This is a genomic window from Streptomyces sp. bgisy027, assembly GCF_057710365.1.
The window spans coordinates 154682-175724 of the sequence record NZ_JBYIVZ010000002.1; the positions used below are offsets into that span (position 1 = coordinate 154682).

The window sequence follows — 21043 nt, forward strand, 5'->3', positions numbered from 1 at the left end:
ACGGTGAGCACTTCCACGACGGCCCCGGTCCGCCCCGCGCCCGCGCTGCCGCCCTCGGTGCGGCGCCGGGTGCGCTCCCTGCGGCCCGTCCTGTCCGTGCTGCCGGTCGTGGCGGTGGTCGTCCTGCTGGGGCTGCCGGTCGTGCCGGGCGGCTCCGCGACGCCCGCCGACGCGGCCTCCGCGCTCGTCGTGCTGTGGGCCGTCGTCGACACCGTGCTGCGGGCGCGGCGGCCGCTGACGCGGACCGCGGCGGTCGTGTTCGGGCTGCCGGTGGTGGGCATCGCGGTCGCCGCGGCGGGTGCCGCGACCGCCGCCGACGCGGTGACCGGACTGGCCCGGTACCTCCAGGTGTTCGTGCTCATCCCGCTCGCCGTGCTGGTGCTGGTGCGCGACCGGCGCGGAGCCCGGCTGCTGATGTGGTCGCTGGTCGGGCTCGCCCTGTGGCAGGGGGCGATCGGCGTCAAGCAGTACCTCACCGGGACCGGGGCGTCGTATCAGGGGGCGTTCATCCGGGCGGTGGGCACGTTCGGGCCGTCCGACGTGATGGGCATGGCCACCGTCGTCGCGCTCGGCACGGTCGCCGCGACCGGGCTCGCGCTCGCGGCGCGGGACCGGCGGCAGCAGCTCGTGGCGACCGGATGCGCGCTGGTGCTGACGGTGCCGCTCGCGCTGTCCTTCAGCCGGGGCGCCTGGATCGCCACGGCGCTGGCCTGCGGGGCGCAGCTGCTGATGGCCGGGGTGCGGCGGGCGGCGAAGGTGTTCGCGGCGGTCACCGCGGCCTCGGTGCTGCTGGTCGGCGGGCTCGGGTTGGGCGCGACGGCGTTGGAGGAGCGGCTGACCAGCATCACCCAGGTCACCGACGCGCCGGACCAGTCGGTGATCGACCGCTACACCATGTGGGCGGCGGCGGCCGGCATGTGGCGCGAGCACCCGGTGGCCGGCGTGGGACTGAAGGCGTTCCCGGCGCACCGGGACGGCCATGCCTCGCTCGCGCTGTCCTCGGGCAGCGACACGGAGGGGGCGGGCCAGGCCTACCGGCGCCAGCCGCTGCTGTCCCCGCACAACATGTATCTGCTGCTCCTCGGTGAGCAGGGCATGCTGGGCCTGATCACGGTCGCCGGCAGCTGGCTGGCGCTGCTGGTGGCCGCCCTGCGCCGGCTGCGGCGCGGCGGGAGCCCCGCCCCGGACTGCGCGCTGCCGGTCTGCGGCCTGCTGCTCTGGCAGCTCGTCAACTTCCTCTACGCCGACATCGGCGGCCCCTCCACGGTCCTCACGGCCATCTCCTTCGGCCTGGCGGCGTGGTGGGCACTGACCCCCACCGCAGCCAGGGAACCGGCCAGGACGCCCGCCCCGCAACCGGCCCCGACCGCCGAACCGGCGGCACGATGACCCCCGGCCCGGCGACGACCGACGGCGCCCGTGCCCGTGCCGCCACCTCGACCGGCGGTTTGAGGGCCGACGCGGCGGCCTGCACGTCCCCGGCCGATCCGTGCACCCCGAGTGCCCGGGTACGCACCCCGCGCCCGGTCCACGACCTCCCCGACCTCACGGCCACCGCGAACGGCCTGCCCCCGCTGCGGGACGGCGCCGATCGCACGGTCGGCGCCCCCCGCCCACGTCCCGTCAAGCCCCCTCCTCCACCCGCCTCCACCCGCCGGCCCCCGGCCCCCCGGCGCCCCAGCGCCCCCACCCGGCGCTTCCTCGCGCGGGCGACCCTCTTGTCCGCCGCGCTGTCGATGGCCGGGGCGTTGCTCGGGCTCGGGCGGGATCAGGCGTTGGCGCATCTGTTCGGGGCCGGGGCCGAGAGCGATGCGTTCCTGGTGGCCTGGACGGTGCCGGAGATGGCGTCGACGCTGCTGATCGAGGACGGGATGGCGTTCGTGCTGGTGCCGGCGTTCAGCGTGGCGCTGGCTCGCCGCGCGGCCCGCGGGCCCGGTTCCCCCGACCCCGTACGGGCCCTGGTCTCCTCCTCACTGCCGCGGCTGTGTCTGGCCCTGGCCGGTACGGCGGCGCTGCTCGCGGCCGGTGCGCCGATGCTGGTCTCGCTCCTCGCGCCCGGCCTCTCCGACCCGTCGCCGGCCGTGTCCTGCACCCGGCTCACCGCGACCTGCGTGCTGAGCTTCGGCGTCGCCGGCTACTTCAGCGCAGCCCTTCGGGCCCACCGCAGCTATCTCGCGCCGGGCGCCATCTACATCGCCTACAACCTCGCGATCATCACCGCGATGTTCGCCCTCGGCGCCCGGTGGGGCGTACAGGCCGCCGCGCTCGGCGTCGCGCTCGGCGGGTGCCTGATGGCCGCCGTACAGGCACCGCCGTTGTGGCGGCGCATCGCACGGCGGCCCGGGCAGTCGGCCGAGGTTCAGGTCCCGGCGTCCCCGCACGACGGGGACGGCGGCCGGACCGTGGCGTTCGGGCTGGTCTGCGCCGTGCTGCTGTTCGCGCTGTGCCGGCAGTCGCAGGTGCTCGTCGAGCGGTACTTCGCCTCCGGGCTGCCCGCCGGGTCGATCTCGCATCTCAACTACGCCCAGAAGGTAGCCCAGTTGCCGATGTCGCTGTCGATGATGGTGTGCGTCGTCACCTTCCCGGTGGTGGCGCGGGCCATCGCCGAGGGCGACACCAAGCGGGCGACGGAACGGGTCGAGCGGGATCTGGCGCTGATGGCCTGTCTGGTGCTGGTCGGTGCCGCCGTCGTCGTCGCCGGTGCGCCGCAGCTCGTCCGGCTGCTGTTCCAGCGCGGCGCGTTCACCGCCGAGGACACCGCCGCCACCGCCGCCGTCATGCGGGTGTACGCGCTCGGGCTGCTCGGCCAGACGCTGGTGGGGGCGCTCGTGCGGTCGTACTTCTCCACGGGCCGCACCACCTGGTTCCCGCTGGGCGCGATGGGCGCCGGGGCGCTCGCGACCGCCGGCATCAGCCTGTGGGCCGTGGACCCCTGGGGCGCGCGCGGCATCGCCGCGGCCAACGCGGCCGGCATCACCCTCACCGCGCTGCTCCTGCTGCTCGGCCTGGGCCCGCGTGCCGTGCCGGTGTGCGTGCGCCGGGTCGTCGCCGAACTGTCCCGGCCGGTGCGCGCTGCCGTCTGCGCCACCGGCGCCGGGCTGCTGTGCGTGCGGCAGTTCGACTCCCCCGCGGCCGCCGTCGCCGCCTGCTGTCTGTGCGTGAGCGCCGTCTTCCTGCTGCTGGCCTGGGCCCTCGACGCGGCCGGTGCCCGCTCCCTCCTGCTTCCTGTCACGCAATCCGTCCGTAGCTCCGTCACACGAAGGCTCCGCCATGGTCGCTGACATCACCGCCGCGCCACCCGCGGCCGAACCCCTCCCCGCCCCCGTCACCGGGGGACGCCCGAAGCGGCGGCCCGCCGCCTGGGTGGCCATGTACCACTCCGTCTCGAACTGCCCGGAGGACCCGTACGACATCACCGTCACCCCCGGGCGCCTGGAGCGGCAGTTCGCCTGGATGGCCGCCCGCGGCCTGCGCGGGGTGAGCGTGCGCGAGCTGCTCGACGCGCGCGCCCTCGGCCTGGAGCGCGGCCTGGTGGGGCTCACCTTCGACGACGGGTACACCGACTTCGTCACCACCGCCCTGCCCGTGCTGCACCGCTGGGGCTTCACGGCGACCGTGTTCGTGCTGCCGGGGCTGCTCGACGGCGAGAACTCCTGGGAGCAGAGCGGCCCCCGCAAGGCCCTGCTCGACGCGGACGGCATCCGCTTCGCCGCGGACGCGGGCATGGAGATCGCCTCGCACGGTCTGACCCACATCGACCTGACCCGGGCCCACGACGACGAACTGCACGCCGAGGTCGCCGAGAGCCGGTACCGGCTCGCCGACATCACCGGCGAGGACGTCGAGGGCTTCTGCTACCCGTACGGCCATCTCGACGAGCGGGCCATCGACGCCGTGCGCCACGCCGGGTACCGCTACGGCTGCGCGATCACCCCCGGCCCGGCCGGCTCCGGCGACCTCGCGCTGCCGCGCATCCACATCGGCGAGGCCGACTCCTCCGTCCGGCTGGAGCTGAAGCGCCGCCTCGCCTGGGTCTACGGCCGTGCGCTGGAGTCCGTGTGAAGGCCCTGCACGTCATCACCGGCCTCGGCGTCGGCGGCGCCGAGCAGCAGCTGCGGCTGTTGCTGCGGCACCTGCCCGCGCAGTGCGACGTGGTGACGCTGACCAACCCGGGCCCGGTCGCCGACGGCCTGACCGCCGACGGGGTGCGCGTCACCCACCTCGGCATGACCGGCAACCGCGACCTGGCCGCCCTCCCCCGGCTGACCCGGCTGATCCGCGACGGCGGCTACGACCTGGTGCACACCCACCTGTACCGGGCCTGTCTGTACGGGCGGGTCGCGGCGCGGCTCGCGAAGGTACGGGCCGTCGTCGCCACCGAGCACTCGATCGGCGCGACCCGGCTGGAGGGCCGGCCGCGCACCGCGGGCGTACGCGGGCTGTACCTGGCCGGCGAGCGCCTCGGCCACGCCACGGTGGCCGTCTCCCCGACGGTGGCCGAGCGGCTGCGGCACTGGGGCGTGCCCGGGCAGCGCATCCGCGTCATCCCGAACGGCATCGACGCGCCCCGCTTCCGCTACGACGCCGCGCGCCGCGAGGTGGCCCGCACGTTCCTCGGGCTGCCCGAGGACGCGTTCGTCGTCGGCGGAGTGGGACGCATGACCCCGGGCAAGCGCTTCGACCTGCTGGTGCGGGCGCTTGCGCTGCTGCCCGGTGACGTATGGCTGTTGCTGGTCGGCGGCGGTCCCGAGGAGGACGTGCTGCGGCGCACCGCACGGGACCTGGGCGTCTCCAACCGGGTCCTGATGACGGGCGAGCGCCCCGGCCTGCCCGGCCCCCACGACGAGGCGCCCGGCCTGGTCGACCTGCTCGCCGCGATGGACGTGCTCGCCTCGCCGTCGCCGGAGGAGTCCTTCGGACTGGCCGTGGTGGAGGCGCTGGCGGCCGGGCTCCCCGTGCTGTACGCGAGCTGCCCCGCCGTCGAGGACCTGCCGCCGGGTGCGGCGCCCGGTGCCCGGCGGGTCGCGGGCGGCGCCGGGGCGTACGCGCGGGAACTGCTGCGGCTGCGGGCGGCGGGACCGGGCGAGCGCAGCGCCCCGGACGCCGTACGCCGCTACGACATCGCGGCCACCGCACGACAGCTGATGGATCTGTACACGGCCGCTCTGTCCGGCTCGAACCTGGAAGTGAGTTCCTCATGACGGACAACCCCGCTGGGCGTGACCAGCTCTTCGACCGTTCACGGATGAGGCGGCTGCCGTCGTGGTGGTGGCTGCCGGCCGGCGCGCTGATCGGTGTCGTGGCCGGTGGTGCCTACGGCCAGCTGCGGCCGCCGCAGTACACGGCGACGAGTTCCGTCGTCGCGGTGCCCAACGGCAGGACCGACGCCGACTGCACCGACGCGCTCGGTTTCGCGCAGGCCTACGGCCGGGTGGCCAAGCAGCTCGCGGTGCTCGGCGACGCACAGGTGTGGGCGGGCGTGCCGGCGTCCACGCTGCGCGAGAGCGTCGACGTAGCGACCTCCCCGGACGCGCCGATGGTCGCGGTCTCGGCGACCTCGACGAACCCCGGCCAGGCGGTGGACATGGCCAACGCGGTGTCCCGGGCCCTGCTGACGCACGCGGACAACACCAAGGACGACACCGGCATCAAGCTGGAGCGCCTGTCCCGTGCCGCGCGGCCCACCGAGCCGTCGTCCGCGTCCCCGGCGCTGACCGCGCTCGTCGGCGCGAGCGCGGGCGGTCTGCTGGGCGGCCTCTCGCTGCTGGTCCGGCCGCGGCGGACGGAGGACGACGACGACACCGGCCGGGCGTCGGTGCCCGGTCCGGCCAACGCCGCCGACACCCACGGAACACTCGGGTGACGGCGCCCGTCATCGCGCTCTCGGTGGAGGTGTGCACCGAGGAGCGCGCGTTCGCGGAGCTGGCCGGAGAGTGGGAGCGCCTGTACCGGGCGTGCCCGTCGGCGACGCCGTTCCAGAGTCACGCGTGGCTGCACTCGTGGTGGCTGTCGTACGGCACGCCGGGCCGGCTGCGGCTCGTCCTGGTGCGCAGGGGCGAGGAGTTGGTGGCGGCGGCCCCGATGATGCGGGTGCATCATCCGCTGCCGGCGCTGGTGCCGATCGGCGGCGCCATCACCGACCTGTGCGACGTGCTCATCGACGACGCGGTGGCCGCGCCGGCCGCCGAGGCGCTCGCGGACGCGCTGGGCGAGCTGGCCCGCTCGGCGCTGGTCGACTTCCGCGAGGTGCGGCCCGGGGGTGCCATGGAGCAGGTCTACCGGTGCTGGCGCGGCCCGCGGCAGCGGGTGCGTGACTCCATCTGCCTGGAGCTGCCCGCGCTGCCCATGACGGACCTGGTGGGACGGCTGCCGACGGGGCGTGCCCGGCGCATCCGCAGCAAGATCAACCAGCTCGGCCGGATCGGCGTCGAGTGGCGTTTCGTGGAGCCCGACGAGACCGGGCCCGCGCTCGGCCGGCTCCTCGAACTGCACCGGCTGCAGTGGGAGGGCCGGCAGGTGTCGGCCGAGCATCTGCGGCCGCGGTTCCTGGAGCACCTGGTGCGGGCGGCGGCTCCGCTGACGCGGACCGGTGAGGCCGCGACGTCGGAGTTCCGGCTCGACGGCTCGGTGGTGGCGGTCAACATCACGCTGCTGTCCGGGGCGTTGGCGGGGATGTACATGTACGGCTTCGATCCGCAGCTGCGGCAGCGCCGGGTGGACGTGGCGACGATGCTGCTGCGCGCGTCCGCCGACCACGCCGCCGCCGACGGACGCCGGTCGCTGAGCCTGCTGCGCGGCGACGAGCCCTACAAGTACCGCTGGTGCCCCGAGCCGGTCGTCAACCAGCGCTTCCTGCTGGCCCGGCGCCGCACCCTGCCGCTGCTGGCGGCGGCCGCGGCCGAGGACGCCGCCCGGCGCCGGGCCAAGAAGATCCTGCGCCGGGGCGCGGTCACCGACGGCTCCGCGCCCGCTGAAGGCACACGGTGAGGCTGTCGCCGAGCCGCTGCTTCAGCCCCTTGTCCAGGTCCACCGGCGTGCACTGCGGCAGCTCGGAGGGCAGCGCGGCCGGAGTGGCCGGCTTCGGGTCGGACGGCGGCTTCGGGTCGGTGTCCGGCTCGGCGGGGGCCGACGGCCCCGGCTTCGGCCGCGGCAGGTAGGGGGTGGACAGCAGCACGCGGTACAGGGCGGCGGCGCGGGGGTTGTCGGAGCACAGCCACACGCCGTGCGGGCAGTAGTCGGTGATGGTGTTGTACAGCGGCTTGTGCTCGTCCATCCAGGCGAGCATGCGCAGCATGTACCTGATGTTGTCGCCGTTGCGGAACAGGCCCCACTCGGGGTACGAGATCGGCTTGCCGTGCCTGCGCGCGAAGTCCACGTGGTACCGCAGGCCGTAGGGCTCGGAGACCTGCTCGTCGAAGCCGAGGCCCCGCGGCTGGTCGTAGGCGTCCATGCCGATGATGTCGACGACGTCGTCGCCGGGGTAGCACTCGGGCCAGGGGATCGCGTCCATGCCCCGGCTCGGGGCGAAGTCGAAGCGGAACTTCTGTCCCTCGACGGAGCGCATGACCTTCACGATGCGCCGCCAGTACCGCTTCCAGCTGTCCGGGTCGGGGCCGCAGCGGTGGGTGTAGGTGATGCCGTTCATCTCCCAGCCGAGCACGATGACCGTGTCCGGCACACCCAGGTCGACCAGCCGCGCGGCCAGCACCTCGAAGTGCTCGTCGAAGGCGCCGGACGCCGCGCGCCGCAGCAGCCGGCGCACGGCCCGGTCCGGGAGGTGCTCCTCGTTGCGTTCCATCATGGGCACGTTCAGCACGAGCATCCGGTCGGCCTTGGCGCGCCGCCACTTCGCCCAGCTGTCGAGGAAGCCGTGCCCGCCCTCGATGTTGTCCCACAGGTCGCCCGGCAGGTAGGTGTGCCCCACGCGCGGCTCCTGGCCGCCCAGCCAGCGACTGAGCTCCTGCATCCGCTTCACCCCGAGCGGGCCGTAGTGCAGGTAGGCGCCGAAGGCGGGGCTGTGCGCGGGCGCGCCGTTGGGTGAGTGGGCGCCGCCGGGGGGTGCCGGGGACGCCGTGGGTGCGGGTCGGCGCGGGTCGGGCCGGGACGCGGCGTCGGCCGCGAGGGCCGTACCGGGTGCGAGGGCCGCCACGGCGACCACGGAGGCGGTGAGGAACGCCAGCCCTCGGGGGGCGGACCTGCGACGGTCAGGGGACATACGTGATAGGTAGTCATATCCGCGTCGGTCGCACCATCCGAGCGCGGCCGAACGGGCCGTCAGCTGCCGTACAGCGTCTCGATCTCGTCGGCGTAGGCCTTGGTCACCGCGTGCCGTTTGACCTTCAGGGACGGGGTGAGCATGCCGTTGTCCTCGTTGAACTCGCCTTCGACCAGGACGAACGCGCGGATCGACTCGGCCCGGGAGACGGCCTCGTTGGCGTAGTCGACGGCCCTCTGCACGTCGGCGCGCATCCGCGGGTCCCGGATCACCTCGGCCGGCGGGGTGTCCGCGGGCATCCTGCGTACGGCGAGCCAGTGCGTGAGGGCCTCCGGGTCGAGGGTGATCAGGGCGCCGACGAAGGGCCGGTTGTCGCCGACGACGAGGCACTGCCCGACCGGCGAGCGGCTGCGCAGGCGGTCCTCCAGGACGGCCGGGGAGACGTTCTTGCCGCCGGAGGTGACGAGGATGTCCTTCTTGCGGCCGGTGATGGTGAGGTAGCCGTCCTCGTCGAGGGCGCCGAGGTCACCGGTGGCGAACCAGTCGCCCCGGAGCACGGCGTCGGTGGCGTCCGGGTTGTTCCAGTACGAGCCGAAGACGATGCCGCCCTTGATGAGGACCTCCCCGTCGTCGGCGATGCGGACCGCCGTGCCGGGGACGGGCCGGCCGACGGTGCCCGGGCGGGGCCTCAGCGGCGGGACGATGGCGGCGGCGGCTGTCGTCTCGGTCAGGCCGTAGCCCTCGTACACGATGATGCCGGCGGCGTAGAAGAACAGGTTGAGGTCGCGGTCCAGGGGGGAGCCGCCGCTGATGGCGTAGCTCATGCGGCCGCCGAGTTCCTTGCGGACGCGGCGGTAGACCAGCAGGTCGTACAGGGCCCAGGCGGCGTAGAGGCCGGGGCCGGGGCCCTTGCCCGTGCCGAGGAACTTGTCGAGGTAGGCCTTGCCGAAGCGGACGGCGACGCGGTCGGCGCGGTCGAAGGAGGCGGCGCGGCCCATCTTCTCGGCGGTCGCGCGGCCGGTGTCGTGGATCTTCTCGAACAGATACGGGACGCCGACGAGGAAGGTGGGGCGGAACTCCTTCAGGGCCGGACGGAGTTCGTCGGGCTTGATGCTCGGGCAGTGGCCGATCTCGATGCGGGCCATCAGGCAGGCGATCTGGAGGCTGCGGCCGAGGATGTGGGCCAGGGGCAGGAACAGCAGGGTCGAGGCGGTCCGGCGGGTGACCTCCTTGAAGACCGGGTGCAGCAGCTCGACCGTGTTGGCGGCCTCGGCGTGGAGGTTGGCGTGGGTGAGGACGCAGCCCTTGGGCCTGCCGGTGGTGCCGGAGGTGTAGCAGACGGTCGCGATGGTGTCCGAGGTGAGGGCCGTGCGGCGCTCGGTGACCTCGTCGTCGGGCAGGTTCCGTCCGAGGGCGGTGAGGGCGCCGAGGGCGTCCTCCTCGTCCAACTGCCACACCCGCGGCCGCTGTTCGTGTCCCGCGGTGCCCGCCGCGACCGTCTCGGAGTTCTCCTTCGTCTCCGTGACGACATGACTTGCGCCCGAGTCGCGGACGATCCACTCGACCTGGTCGGCGGAGGAGGTGGCGTAGACCGGGACGGTCTGGCCGCCGGCGGCCCAGATGGCGAAGTCCAGGACCGTCCACTCGTAGCGGGTGCGCGACATCACGGCGACCCGGCCGCCGGGTTCGAGCCCGGCGGCGATCAGCCCCTTGGCCACGGCGGTGACTTCGCGGGCGAAGGCGGCGGCGGTGACCGGATGCCAGGTCGGGTCGCCGCCCTGCCTGCGCCGCAGCACGACGGCGTCGGGCTCCTCGGCGGCATTGACGTACGGGAGATCGGCGGTGGTCCCGGAGGCCGACGGCGGTGCGAGCGGCGGCGTACGGGCCTCACGGACGATCCCCCGCTCGTCCTTGACGACCTCGACCGCGGCGCGTTCCATCAGGTCGCCCCGCCGCTTCGCCCGCTTCAGGTCCTTGCGTACGCCCATGTCGGCTCCCGGTGCCCGTCGTACTTACCGGGGAGTCAACTTACTCACGCGTAGTCGAAGGTCAATGCCTGTGACAGCGCTCAGCCCCGGCCCGTGAGGTCGCTCGCCCGGTGGATGGCGTCGGCCAGGCCGCGTACGTCCTTGTCCTCGGTCCTGCTCGCCAACCCGTCGGCGCGCTCGGCCAGGTCGCCGAGGTGTGCCGAGCCGGGCAGGGCGCTCCAGCGGTCGTCCCCGAGCCGCAGCGCGTCGGCGAAGTACGCGGCCGTGGCCGTGACCTGGAACCGGGGGCTCGCGCTCCAGACGGAGTCCTCGAGGGACCCGCTCTCCAGCCGCCCGGACTCCTCGTGCGGAGCCCGCGTCCTCGGGTCCAGCCAGCGGACGCTCGCCGTGGCGAGGTGCCCCTCGGTCCCGGGCTTGGTGCGCACCGCGTACAGGGCCGTCACCGTGTGGCCGGGACCGACCTCGCCGCCGTCGACACTGTCGTCGCGGAAGTCCTCGTCGGCGACCTGCCGGTTGTCGTAGCCGATCAGCCGGAACTCGGAGACCGTCGCCGGGTCGAAGGCGACCTGGGCCTTGGCGTCCCGGGCGGTGAGGTCGATGTTGCGCGGCAGGTCCTCGCAGAAGACCTCGCGGCCGTCCTCGGAGGAGGAGACGTAGGCCGTGTGCCCGTCGCCCTTGTCGGCGAGGCGCTCCATCAGGGCGTCGCCGTAGTCGCTGCCGACGCCCACGCCGAAGAGGGTGATGCCGTGTTCGCGGCGTTCGGACGCGATGCGTTCGAGGATGGTGTCCGCGTCGGTGTCGCCCGTGTTGGCCAGGGCGTCGGAGACCAGGACGACGCGGTTGGTGGCGCCCTCGCGCAGACCGTCCTGAGCCGTTTCGTAGCCCGTCTCCACGCCCGCGCCGAGGTTGGTGGAGTCCGTGGGTTCCAGGCTGTCGATCGCGTCGTGGACCTCGCCCCGCCCGCCGCCCAGCCGGGTCATCGGCAGCACCCGCTCCGCCTCCTCGCTGAAGGTGACGATCGCGACCGAGTCGTCGTCGCGCAGCCGGTCCGTCATCACGCCGAGGGACTCCTTGGCGAGGTCGAGGCGGCCGGGCTCGGCCATGGAGCCGGAGATGTCGATGACGAAGGTCAGGGCGGCGGGCGGGCGTTCGCCGGTGTCGGCGGCGGGCCGGGTGGCCAGGCCCACGCGGACCAGCGACCAGTCCTCGCGGTCGGTGCGGGCACCGTCGACGCTCACCGAGAAGCCGTTGCCGTCGGGACGGTCGTAGTCCTGGCGGAAGCTGTTGACGAACTCCTCGGGGCGGACCGTCGAGGGGTCGGGCAGACGGCCGTCGGCGAGGGTGCGGCGGGCGTAGCCGTAGGAGGCGGTGTCGACGTCCAGGGCGAAGGTGGAGAGGTGGTCGGGGGCCGGCGCGAACTCCCGGGACTCGGAGTCGTCGCCGTTCTTCTGCTCGCCCGTGCCGCCGGTGCTGCCGCCGTCGGCGTAACCGGGGGCGGGGGCCGGCCGGCCGGTGGGGTAGCTGCTTTTGTCCGCGGAGGAGTTGTCGCCGTCGCCCGCGCCGCAGCCGGTGAGCAGCAGACCGGCCGCCGCGGTCAGCGCGAGCAGGGTGCCCCGCAGGTTTCGTATGCGGTCTCGCTCCATCTTCCGTGCCCCCTGGGTCCGTTGACGTCGGCTTTCTGTGACTGTGACGGGCCAGGGGGCCGGAACGTGCGCTACGGAGCGTTGCGGATGAGTCTCGAATGGGGCACGGGGGACACCTGTCGAGACCGGTGGGTGATCTTCCGTTGACCTAGGACACGACGTCCTTGCGGGCGAAACCGCGGAAGGCCAGCGCGAACAGCACCAGGGCGTACGTTACGGAAATCGCGGTGCCCTGGATCATGCCGGACCACTCGGGAGTGGGCTGCACGGCGTCCGCCCAGGCGAACTGCCAGTGCGCGGGCAGGAAGTGCCGCCAGTCGCCGAGCGCGGTCACCGCGTCCAGGACGTTGCCGACGATGGTCAGGCCGACCGCGCCGCCGACCGCGCCGAGCGCGGCGTCCGTCTTGGTGGACAGCCAGAACGCCAGCCCCGCGGTGACCAGTTGGGACACGAAGATGAACGCCACTATCACCACCAGGCGCTGCGCCGCCGTGCCCGTGTCGATCGAGCCGCCGGTGGGGATCTGCAGGGGACCCCAGCCGTAGGCCGCCGTGCCGACGGCCAGCGCGACCACCGGCAGCAGGATCATGGCCGCCAGGCTGAGCCCGAGGCCCACCACGAGCTTGGACCACAGCAGCCGGGCCCGGGGCACGGGCGCCGCGAGCAGATAGCGCAGGGAGGACCAGCCGGCCTCCGAGGCGACCGTGTCCCCGCAGAACAGGGCGACGGGGATGACCAGCAGGAAGCCCGCGGAGACGAACAGGTTCACGGCGGCGAAGTTGGCGCCGGACGCGGTGGCCGTGTCCATCAGGGTGATCCGGTTGCCGCCGCCGTCCGGCTCGCCGCCGATCGCGAACGCGGCGACCAGCACGAACGGCAGCACGGCCAGGATGCCGAACATGACCAGCGTGCGGCGCCGCTTCAGCTGGCGGATCAGCTCGACCCGCAGCGGCAGCGTGCGGCCCGCCCGGTAGCCGGAGGCGACCTCGGTGCGCTCGGTGAGCGTGCTCATGCGGAGCCTCCGATCAGGGTGAGGAAGGCGTCTTCCAGCCGGCGGTGCGGGCCGACCGACTGGACGGGCACTTCGAGGCGGACGAGTTCGGCGACCAGGCGCGTCGCGCTGCCGTCGGCGTCGAGACGGACGAGCAGCCCGTCGTCGGTGGGCACGGCCGAGGCCACGCCCGGCAGGGCGGCGATCTTCTCGACGACCGGCTCCTCCAGGGCGGCCGGCGTGCCGACGAGCAGCGTGTCGCCGGAGCCGATGATCTCGCTGACCGGACCGGCCTGCACGAGGCGGCCGCGGTCCATCACCACGAGGTGGGTGCAGGACTGCTCGACCTCCGCCAGGAGATGGCTGGAGACGATGACCGTGCGGCCGGCCGCCGCGTAGCGGATCATCACCTGGCGCATCTCGCGGATCTGCGGCGGGTCGAGGCCGTTGGTGGGCTCGTCCAGGATCAGCAGGTCCGGCAGGCCGAGCATGGCCTGGGCGATGGCCAGGCGCTGGCGCATGCCCTGGGAGTAGGTGCGCACCGCGCGGGCCAGGGCGTCGCCGAGGCCGGCGATCTCCAGGGCCTCGTCGAGGTGGGCGTCCTCGGCCGGGCGGCCGGTGGCCTGCCAGTACAGCTCCAGGTTCTCCCGGCCCGACAGGTGCGGCAGGAAGCCCGCGCCCTCGACGAAGGCGCCGACCCGGGACAGGACGGGCGCGCCGGGGCGGATGGCGTGGCCGAAGACCCTGATCTCACCGGCATCCGGTTTGATCAGGCCCATCAGCATGCGCAGGGTCGTCGTCTTGCCGGCGCCGTTGGGGCCGAGCAGACCGAGGACCTGGCCCTTCTCGACGCGGAACGACACGTCACGTACGGCGTACCGGTCCTGCGAGCCGGCGTACCGCTTGCTCAGGTCGGTGATCTGCAGCGGGACGTCGGCCAGCGCGGGGTCGGGAGCGGGGGTGGCGGTGCGGCGGCGGGCCGTCAGCAGCAGGGCGAGGGCGACGCCCGCGCCCGCGAGGGGCAGCCACCACACCCAGGCCGGGAGCGGGGCGGCGGCGGTGTCCACGCCGGGCGCCGTCGGGACCGTCAGATCGCCCTTCAGGGAGACGGTGTACGTCGCCGGGGAGAGGGGCGAGGCGTAGCCGAGGTCCGTGGAGGAGACGACCAGGCGCAGCCGGTGGCCGCTCTCGATGTCGTGGTCGATGGCCGGGAGCGTGATCGTCACGTCCCGGCCGGCCTGGGCGTCCTCGACACGCAGCGGTGTGACCAGCTGGGACGGCAGCACCTGCTGCCTGCCGCCGGGGCCGACGTCGTAGACCTTGGCGAAGAGCACCGCGTCCTTACTGGTCGACCTCACGTGCACGGTGGCCTTCGGGGAGCCGGTGATGCGCAGGTCGCCGGTGACCGGCGCCGACTCGAAGGCGGCGAACTGGCCCGGGAAGTCCAGGGACACCCCGACGCCGAACGAGGACAGCTGGGAGAGACCGCCGGAGCCGCCGAGTCCGGGCAGGGCGGACACGGCGGGCGGGGCGGCGCCGGCCGGGTTGGCGAAGCTCTGCTCGCCGCCGCTGAGGCGGAAGGACTTCGGGCCGCTCTCCAGGCCGGGGTAGGAGTCGGCGCTCGCGCCCCGCAGCAGGGCCTGGCCGTCGGTGGAGTCGACGCCTCCGGTGCGGGTGACGCGGAAGGCCGGGTCGGTGTCGGCGCCCTTGTCGTCCTTGAGGTAGCGGTCGAACCAGGACTTCACCCGGGCCTGGACGCGGCCCGTCTCCATGTCGCCGCCGTCGTGGCCGCCGGAGATCCAGTCGACGTCGACGGGGGCGCCGTTGGCCTTGATCGCCTCGGCCGCCCGGTCGGCCTGGCCGAGCGGGAAGAGGGAGTCGGACTGCCCCTGCATCAGCAGGGTCGGCACCTTGATGCGGTCGCCGACGGCCGACGGCGAGCGCTCCTCCAGCATGCTGCGGGCCTGCGCGTCCGGAACGCCGGACTCGGCGACCCGGTCGTACATCGCGCAGACCTGCTTCTCGAACTTCTGGCAGCCGCCCGCCGAGTTGACGAAGATGCCCGCCCAGAGCTTCTTGAACACGCCGTTCGGGAACAGCGCGTCCGCGAGGTTCCAGTAGGTGATCGCCGGGGCGATGGCGTCCACACGGTCGTCGTGTCCCGCGGCCAGCAGGGAGATCGCGCCGCCGTAGGAGCCGCCTGCCATGCCGACGCGCGGGTCGCCGGCCTTGTCGAGTTCGACCTGGGGCTGCTTCGCCAGCCAGTCGAGCAGCCGGGAGACGTCGGCGACCTCGCCCTTCGGGTCGTTCAGCCCGACCTTGCCGGTGGACCTCCCGAAGCCGCGGGCGGACCAGGTCAGCACCGCGTACCCGTCGCGGGCGAGGTCCTCGGCCTGCTGCCCTACGTCGTCCTTGCTGCCGCCGAAGCCGTGCGCGAGCAGGACGGCGGGGCGGCGGCCGCTCTCGGCGGCGGTGAAGTACGAGGTGTCGACGCGCACCCCGTCGCCCATGTCCATGACCCGGTCGGCGCGGCGCACCGCGGGCGCGTCGTCGTCGGCCGACGCGGCTGTCCACGTACCGGCACCGGCTATGACGACGACAGCGGCCGCGGCGGCAAGCAGCCGCCGCGGCCCCCGTAGCGCGCGGAGCCCGGGCAATCGAAGATCCATGGTTCAACGGTACGGGGCGAACCTGTCGGCAGGTTGTCTACCGGAGGCCGAACCGCCACCCCTACCACGGAAGTACGAGCCGGCTCCCGTGTACACCAGCCGTGGTACGAAGGCCCATGGACATCCGCCGGGCCACGACCCCTGCCGAAGTCGCCGCCGCAGAGCACCTTTTCGATCACCCGGTGCGCCCCGAGTGGGCCGAGCGCTTCCTCGGGACCGGGGGTCACCACCTCCTCGTGGCCTACGTCGACGGCGAGCCGGTGGGTTTCGTCAGCGGTGTCGAGACCGTGCACCCCGACAAGGGCGCCGAGATGTTCCTGTACGAACTGGGGGTGGCCGGGCCGTACCGGCGGCGGGGCATCGGGCGGGCCCTGGTGCGGCGGCTGGACGCGCTGGGCCGACGGCTCGGGTGCTACGGGATGTGGGTGCTGATCGAGGCCGGGGACGAGGTCGCCCTCGCCACCTACCGCAGTGCGGGTGGCAAGGGCGACGGGGCGTGCTCGGTCGTCACGTGGGACTTCCACTGACGGTCAGGTGCGCGCGTCCTCCGGGAGCGTCACCAGCCAGCGGGTGTCGCGGCGCGGGCGCAGGTACAGGGCCCAGTAGAGGGTGGCGGCGGCGGTGATGCCCCCGGTCCACAGCAGATGCGCGGTCTCCTGCTGGGTGAGGATGTAGCCGAGGACCACGATGAGCAGGACGGGCATCGCGGGCCACAGCGGCATCCGCCAGGCGCGGATGTGCCGGTGCGAGCCGCGCCGGGCGAGCAGGGCGGCGACCGCGACGAGCAGGTACATGCCGGTCACGGAGACGCCCGTGACGCCGTACAGGGTGTCGAGGTTGACGAAGCACAGGGCCGCGCCGGGCACCCCGACCGCGAGGGTGGCGACCCAGGGGGAGCCGAAGCGGCCGAGCCTGGCGAGGACGTCGCTGACCGGCCGGGGCCAGGCCTTGTCACGGGCCGAGGCGTACAGCACGCGGGAGTTCTGGATGACCATGACGATGCCCGCGTTGATGATCGCGAGGGCCACGCAGAGGCTGACGAAGGTGCCGACCGCGGAGTTGGACCAGGCGGTGACCATGGCGGAGAGGTCGCCGCCGGTCAGCTCCTGGAGGTCCGAGGCTCCGAGGGTGATGGCGACGACCGGGACCAGGATGATCACCGCGGAGATCGCGAGGGTGGCCAGCACCGTGCGGGCGACGTTGCGGCGGGGGTTCTCCAACTCCTCGGAGAGGTAGACGGCGGTGGAGAAGCCCTGGGTGACGAACAGGGCGATGGCGAGCCCGGAGACGACCAGCAGGGCCGTCACGGTATCGGCGTGCCCGTCGGCGCCGGCCACCTCCATCGAGACCAGGCTCGCGGGGCCGCGCTCGGCGTGGGCGAAGCCCAGCACCGCCACGACGGCCGCGGCGATGACCTCAAGGACCAGGAAGACGCCGGTGATCCAGGCATTGGCGCGCAGGTCGAGCAGACCGGCGAGGGTGGCGAGCAGCATGACGCCGGCGCCGGTCATGGCGGGGTCGAGGTGGACGATCGGGGCGAGGTAGTCGGCGGTGCCCATCGCGATCACCGGCGGGACGACCATGACGACCAGCAGGGAGAGCACGAACACGAGCCAGCCGGCGAGGCGTCCGGCCAGCGTGGAGACCATCGCGTACTCGCCGCCCGCGCTGGGGACGAGGGTGCCCAGCTCCGAGTAGCAGAACGCCACGGCGACGCACAGCAGCGAGCCGATGGCGATGGTGAGGGCGGTGGCGGTGCCGAGCGAGCCGAACAGGTCGGGGACGACGACGAAGAGGGTGGAGGCGGGGGTCACGCAGGAGAGCGTGAGCAGGGTGCCGCCGACCACGCCGATGGAGCGCTTGAGCTTCTGGGGGCCGTCCGACGCCTCGACTGCGGCGCCCTCGACGGGGGTGAGGGTGTCGGTCACGAGGGGGATGCAACATCGACGGAAACCATCGCGTCAATGGGTGTTCACCTACGGAATCCGTGGTCCCGGGGCCCGCTTTCACGCGTTAACGTCGCTTCAAGGCCGCATACAGGGCGACTTCCACGAGTGCGGGAACCGCAGCTCGGGCGCACAAAAAAGTGGGACCGTCCGCAATGCGGACGGTCCCCCACCGGGTGTCAGTGGTTGCGCGGGAAGCCCAGGTCGACGCCGGTGGGGGCGTCGGCCGGGTCGGGCCAGCGGGTGGTGACGACCTTGCCGCGGGTGTAGAAGTGCGTGCCGTCGTTGCCGTAGATGTGGTGGTCGCCGAAGAGGGAGTCCTTCCAGCCGCCGAAGCTGTGGTAGCCGACGGGGACCGGGATCGGGACGTTCACACCGACCATGCCGGCCTCGATCTCCAGCTGGAAGCGGCGGGCGGCGCCGCCGTCCCGGGTGAAGATCGCGGTGCCGTTGCCGAACGGCGAGGCGTTGATGAGCGCCACGCCCTCCTCGTACGTCTCGGCGCGCAGCACGCACAGGACGGGGCCGAAGATCTCGTCCTGGTACGCCTTCGCGGACGTGGGCACCTTGTCGAGGAGCGAGATGCCGATCCAGTGGCCGTCCTCGAAGCCGTCGACGGTGTAGCCGGTGCCGTCGAGGACGACCTCGCAGCCCTCGGCCGCGGCGCCGGTGACGTAGGAGGCCACCTTGTCGCGGTGGACGGCGGTGATCAGCGGGCCCATCTCGGAGGCCGGGTCGTTGCCGGGGCCGATCTTGATCTTCTCGGCGCGCTCGCGGATCTTCTCCACCAGCTCGTCGCCGATGGAGCCGACGGCCACGACCGCGGAGATGGCCATGCAGCGCTCGCCCGCGGAGCCGTAGGCGGCCGAGACCGCGGCGTCGGCGGCGGCGTCCAGGTCGGCGTCCGGCAGGACCAGCATGTGGTTCTTGGCGCCGCCGAGCGCCTGGACGCGCTTGTGGTTGGCGGAGGCGGTGGTGTGGATGTAGCGGGCGATCGGCGTCGAGCCGACGAACGACACCGCCTTGACGTCGGGGTGCTCCAGGAGGCGGTCGACGGCCACCTTGTCGCCGTGCACGACGTTGAAGACACCGCCCGGCAGCCCGGCCTCGGCGAGCAGCTCGGCGATCCTGACCGACGCCGACGGGTCCTTCTCGGACGGCTTCAGCACGAAGGTGTTGCCGCACGCGATGGCCAGCGGGAACATCCACAGCGGCACCATCGCCGGGAAGTTGAACGGCGTGATGCCCGCGACGACACCCAGCGGCTGGCGGATCGACGACACGTCGACACGGCTGGCGACCTGCGTCGACAGCTCGCCCTTCAGCTGCACGCTGATCCCGCACGCCAGGTCGACGATCTCCAGGCCGCGGGCGACCTCGCCGAGGGCGTCGGAGTGCACCTTGCCGTGCTCGGCGGTGATCAGCTCGGCGATCTCGTCGCGGTGGGCGTCCAGCAGGGCGCGGAACCTGAACAGGATCGAGGTGCGCTGGGCCAGCGAGGACTGGCCCCAGGTCAGGTATGCCTCCTTGGCGGCCGCGACCGCCGCGTCCACCTCGTCGACCGAGGCGAAGGCGACGTTCGTGGTGACCGCGCCGGTGGCCGGGTCGGTGACCGGCCCGTACGTGCCCGACGCGCCTTCGGCGGTCTTGCCGCCGATCCAGTGGTTGACGATCTTCGTCATGACCGGTTACTCCTTCGCAGATGGCGGCGTCGGGTCGAGACGTGCCGTTCGTACAGCTCACGTGCCTTGACCGCCGACGGTCGGGTCGCGGTCTCGGCCACGGGAACATCCCACCAGGCCTGCGCGGGCGGCGGGCCCGACACTGTGTCTGCCGTTTGGGTCTCGACGTAGACACATGTGGGAGTGTCGGCCCCGCGGGCCTCGGCGAGCGCCTCACGAAGATCGCTGACGGTCTTCGCCCGCAGCACCCGCATGCCCAGGCTCGCGGCGTTGGCGGCCAGGTCGACGGGGAGCGGGGCACCGGTGAAGGTGCCGTCGGCCGCCCGGTGGCGGTAGGCGGTGCCGAAGCGCTCGGCGCCCGTCTCCTGCGACAGTCCGCCGATGGACGCGTACCCGTGGTTCTGCACGAGCAACACCTTGATCGCGACGCCCTCCTGCACGGCGGTCACGATCTCCGTCGGCATCATCAGATAGGTGCCGTCACCGACCAGCGCCCAGACACGGCGCTCGGGAGCCGCCAGCTTCACGCCGATCGCGGCCGGGATCTCGTAGCCCATGCAGGAGTAGCCGTACTCCAGGTGGTACTGGTCGCGCGAGCGTGCCCGCCACAGTTTGTGCAGGTCGCCGGGGAGGGAGCCGGCCGCGTTGATGATCACGTCCGACTCGTCGACGAGCGCGTCCAGGACGCCGAGCACCTGCGGCTGCGTCGGCCGTACGTCGGGTTCGTCGGCCTCGTAGCAGGCGTCGACGCGCTGCTCCCAGCGCTCCTTGTCCTCGGTGTACTCGGCGACGTAGGAGGCGCCGACCCGGTGGGCGTGCATGTCCAGGGCCGCGGTCAGCTCCATCAGGCCGCTGCGGGCGTCCGCGATCAGCGGCATCCCGGCGAGCTTGTGGCCGTCGTAGGGCGCGATGTTGAGGTTGAGGAAGCGGACGTCCGGGTGCGCGAAGAGGGTGCCGGAGGCGGTGGTGAAGTCGGTGTAGCGGGTGCCGACGCCGATGACCAGGTCGGCGGTGCGGGCGAGTTCGTCGGCGGTGGCGGTGCCGGTGTGGCCGATGCCGCCGACGTCCTGGGGGTGGTCGAAGCGCAGGGAGCCCTTGCCGGCCTGGGTGGCGGCGACGGGGATACGGGTGACCGCGGCGAACTCGGCGAGGGCCTCCTCGGCGCGGCTGTGGTGGACGCCGCCGCCCGCGACGAGGAGGGGGCGGCGGGCGCCGCGGATCGCGGTCACGGCCTCGGCGAGTTCGGTCGGGTCGGCGCCCGGCCGGCGCACCACCCAGGTGCGCTCGGCGAAGAACTCCTCGGGCCAGTCGTACGCCTCGGCCTGCACGTCCTGCGGGAGCGCCAGTGTCACGGCGCCGGTCTCGACGGGGTCGGTGAGCACACGCATGGCCTGGAGGGCCGACGGGATCAGGGCTTCCGGACGGGTGATCCGGTCGAAGTACCTGGACACCGGGCGCAGACAGTCGTTGACCGACACATCGCCCGCGTACGGCACTTCGAGCTGCTGGAGGACCGGGTCGGCGGGGCGGGCGGCGAAGACGTCGCCGGGCAGAAGCAGGACCGGGAGGTGGTTGACGGTCGCGAGGGCGGCGCCGGTGACGAGATTGGTCGCGCCGGGGCCGATGGAGGTGGTGACGGCGTGGGTGGACAGCCGGCCCGACTGGCGGGCGTAGCCGACCGCCGCGTGGACCATCGCCTGTTCGTTGCGGCCCTGGTGGTACGGCATGACATCGCCGTACTCGACGAGCGCCTGGCCGATCCCGGCGACGTTGCCGTGGCCGAAGATGCCCCAGGTGGCGCCGATCAGGCGGTGGCGCGTCCCGTCGCGCTCGGTGTACTGGGCGGACAGGAAGCGGACGAGTGCCTGTGCGACCGTGAGCCTCGTCGTTGAGGTCATCGGTAACCCTC

The 21043-nt window shown here is 73.2% G+C and carries 15 protein-coding genes; 7 read left to right on the top strand and 8 right to left on the bottom strand.

Going from position 1 to position 21043, the window contains the following annotated elements:
* Nucleotides 1–57 precede the first annotated feature (57 nt).
* From AC3ETA_RS02710 to AC3ETA_RS02735, 6 genes are read left to right on the top strand one after another with little or no spacing between them, the layout of a single operon-like run.
* Nucleotides 58–1389, top strand: coding sequence for an O-antigen ligase family protein (locus AC3ETA_RS02710; protein WP_432191357.1), 1332 nt, complete (start codon nucleotides 58–60; stop codon nucleotides 1387–1389).
* A complete protein-coding gene (locus AC3ETA_RS02715) occupies nucleotides 1299–3281 on the top strand; it encodes a lipid II flippase MurJ (protein ID WP_432191177.1) in 1983 nt (660 codons plus the stop codon). Before AC3ETA_RS02710 ends, AC3ETA_RS02715 begins: the two co-directional genes overlap by 91 nt.
* Nucleotides 3271–4062, top strand: a complete 792-nt coding sequence (locus AC3ETA_RS02720; RefSeq protein ID WP_432191178.1) for a polysaccharide deacetylase family protein — start codon at nucleotides 3271–3273, stop codon at nucleotides 4060–4062. The genes AC3ETA_RS02715 and AC3ETA_RS02720 overlap by 11 nt, the downstream gene beginning before the upstream one ends.
* Entirely contained in the window at nucleotides 4059–5201 is a 1143-nt protein-coding gene (locus tag AC3ETA_RS02725; protein WP_432191179.1) for a glycosyltransferase, read from the top strand. Before AC3ETA_RS02720 ends, AC3ETA_RS02725 begins: the two co-directional genes overlap by 4 nt.
* A complete protein-coding gene (locus tag AC3ETA_RS02730; RefSeq protein ID WP_432191180.1) occupies nucleotides 5198–5863 on the top strand; it encodes a YveK family protein in 666 nt (221 codons plus the stop codon). Before AC3ETA_RS02725 ends, AC3ETA_RS02730 begins: the two co-directional genes overlap by 4 nt.
* Nucleotides 5860–6987, top strand: coding sequence for a GNAT family N-acetyltransferase (locus AC3ETA_RS02735; RefSeq protein WP_432191181.1), 1128 nt, complete (start codon nucleotides 5860–5862; stop codon nucleotides 6985–6987). Before AC3ETA_RS02730 ends, AC3ETA_RS02735 begins: the two co-directional genes overlap by 4 nt.
* Here AC3ETA_RS02735 and AC3ETA_RS02740 read toward each other — a convergent pair.
* From AC3ETA_RS02740 to AC3ETA_RS02760, 5 genes are all read right to left on the bottom strand, one after another.
* Nucleotides 6950–8215: a glycoside hydrolase family 26 protein gene (locus AC3ETA_RS02740; protein WP_432191182.1), complete on the bottom strand. Its 1266-nt coding sequence runs from the start codon at nucleotides 8213–8215 to the stop codon at nucleotides 6950–6952. The two genes, AC3ETA_RS02735 and AC3ETA_RS02740, sit on opposite strands and share 38 nt — an antisense overlap.
* Before the next feature lie 59 nt (nucleotides 8216–8274).
* Nucleotides 8275–10203: an AMP-dependent synthetase/ligase gene (locus tag AC3ETA_RS02745; RefSeq protein WP_432191183.1), complete on the bottom strand. Its 1929-nt coding sequence runs from the start codon at nucleotides 10201–10203 to the stop codon at nucleotides 8275–8277.
* Nucleotides 10204–10283: 80 nt separating this feature from the next.
* Nucleotides 10284–11846, bottom strand: a complete 1563-nt coding sequence (locus AC3ETA_RS02750) for a vWA domain-containing protein (RefSeq protein WP_432191184.1) — start codon at nucleotides 11844–11846, stop codon at nucleotides 10284–10286.
* A 148-nt stretch (nucleotides 11847–11994) separates the two neighbouring features.
* Nucleotides 11995–12858, bottom strand: coding sequence for an ABC transporter permease (locus AC3ETA_RS02755; RefSeq protein ID WP_432191185.1), 864 nt, complete (start codon nucleotides 12856–12858; stop codon nucleotides 11995–11997).
* Nucleotides 12855–15506, bottom strand: a complete 2652-nt coding sequence (locus tag AC3ETA_RS02760; RefSeq protein WP_432191186.1) for a CocE/NonD family hydrolase — start codon at nucleotides 15504–15506, stop codon at nucleotides 12855–12857. Before AC3ETA_RS02760 ends, AC3ETA_RS02755 begins: the two co-directional genes overlap by 4 nt.
* A 116-nt stretch (nucleotides 15507–15622) precedes the next feature.
* Here AC3ETA_RS02760 and AC3ETA_RS02765 point away from each other — a divergent pair, with 116 nt between their 5' ends.
* Nucleotides 15623–16033: a GNAT family N-acetyltransferase gene (locus AC3ETA_RS02765; protein ID WP_432191187.1), complete on the top strand. Its 411-nt coding sequence runs from the start codon at nucleotides 15623–15625 to the stop codon at nucleotides 16031–16033.
* Between the two features lie 3 nt (nucleotides 16034–16036).
* Here the strand turns inward: AC3ETA_RS02765 and AC3ETA_RS02770 are convergent, their stop codons facing one another.
* The 3 genes from AC3ETA_RS02770 to iolD form a co-directional block, all read right to left on the bottom strand.
* Complete coding sequence (locus AC3ETA_RS02770) at nucleotides 16037–17434, bottom strand: APC family permease (RefSeq protein WP_432191188.1); 1398 nt, start codon at nucleotides 17432–17434, stop codon at nucleotides 16037–16039.
* 197 nt (nucleotides 17435–17631) lie between these two features.
* Nucleotides 17632–19134 carry a CoA-acylating methylmalonate-semialdehyde dehydrogenase gene (gene mmsA / locus AC3ETA_RS02775; protein WP_432191189.1) on the bottom strand — a complete coding sequence of 501 codons (1503 nt, stop codon included), beginning with the start codon at nucleotides 19132–19134 and terminating at the stop codon, nucleotides 17632–17634.
* Nucleotides 19131–21032 carry a 3D-(3,5/4)-trihydroxycyclohexane-1,2-dione acylhydrolase (decyclizing) gene (gene iolD, locus AC3ETA_RS02780; RefSeq protein WP_432191190.1) on the bottom strand — a complete coding sequence of 634 codons (1902 nt, stop codon included), beginning with the start codon at nucleotides 21030–21032 and terminating at the stop codon, nucleotides 19131–19133. Before iolD ends, mmsA begins: the two co-directional genes overlap by 4 nt.
* Between the last annotated feature and the right edge of the window lie 11 nt (nucleotides 21033–21043).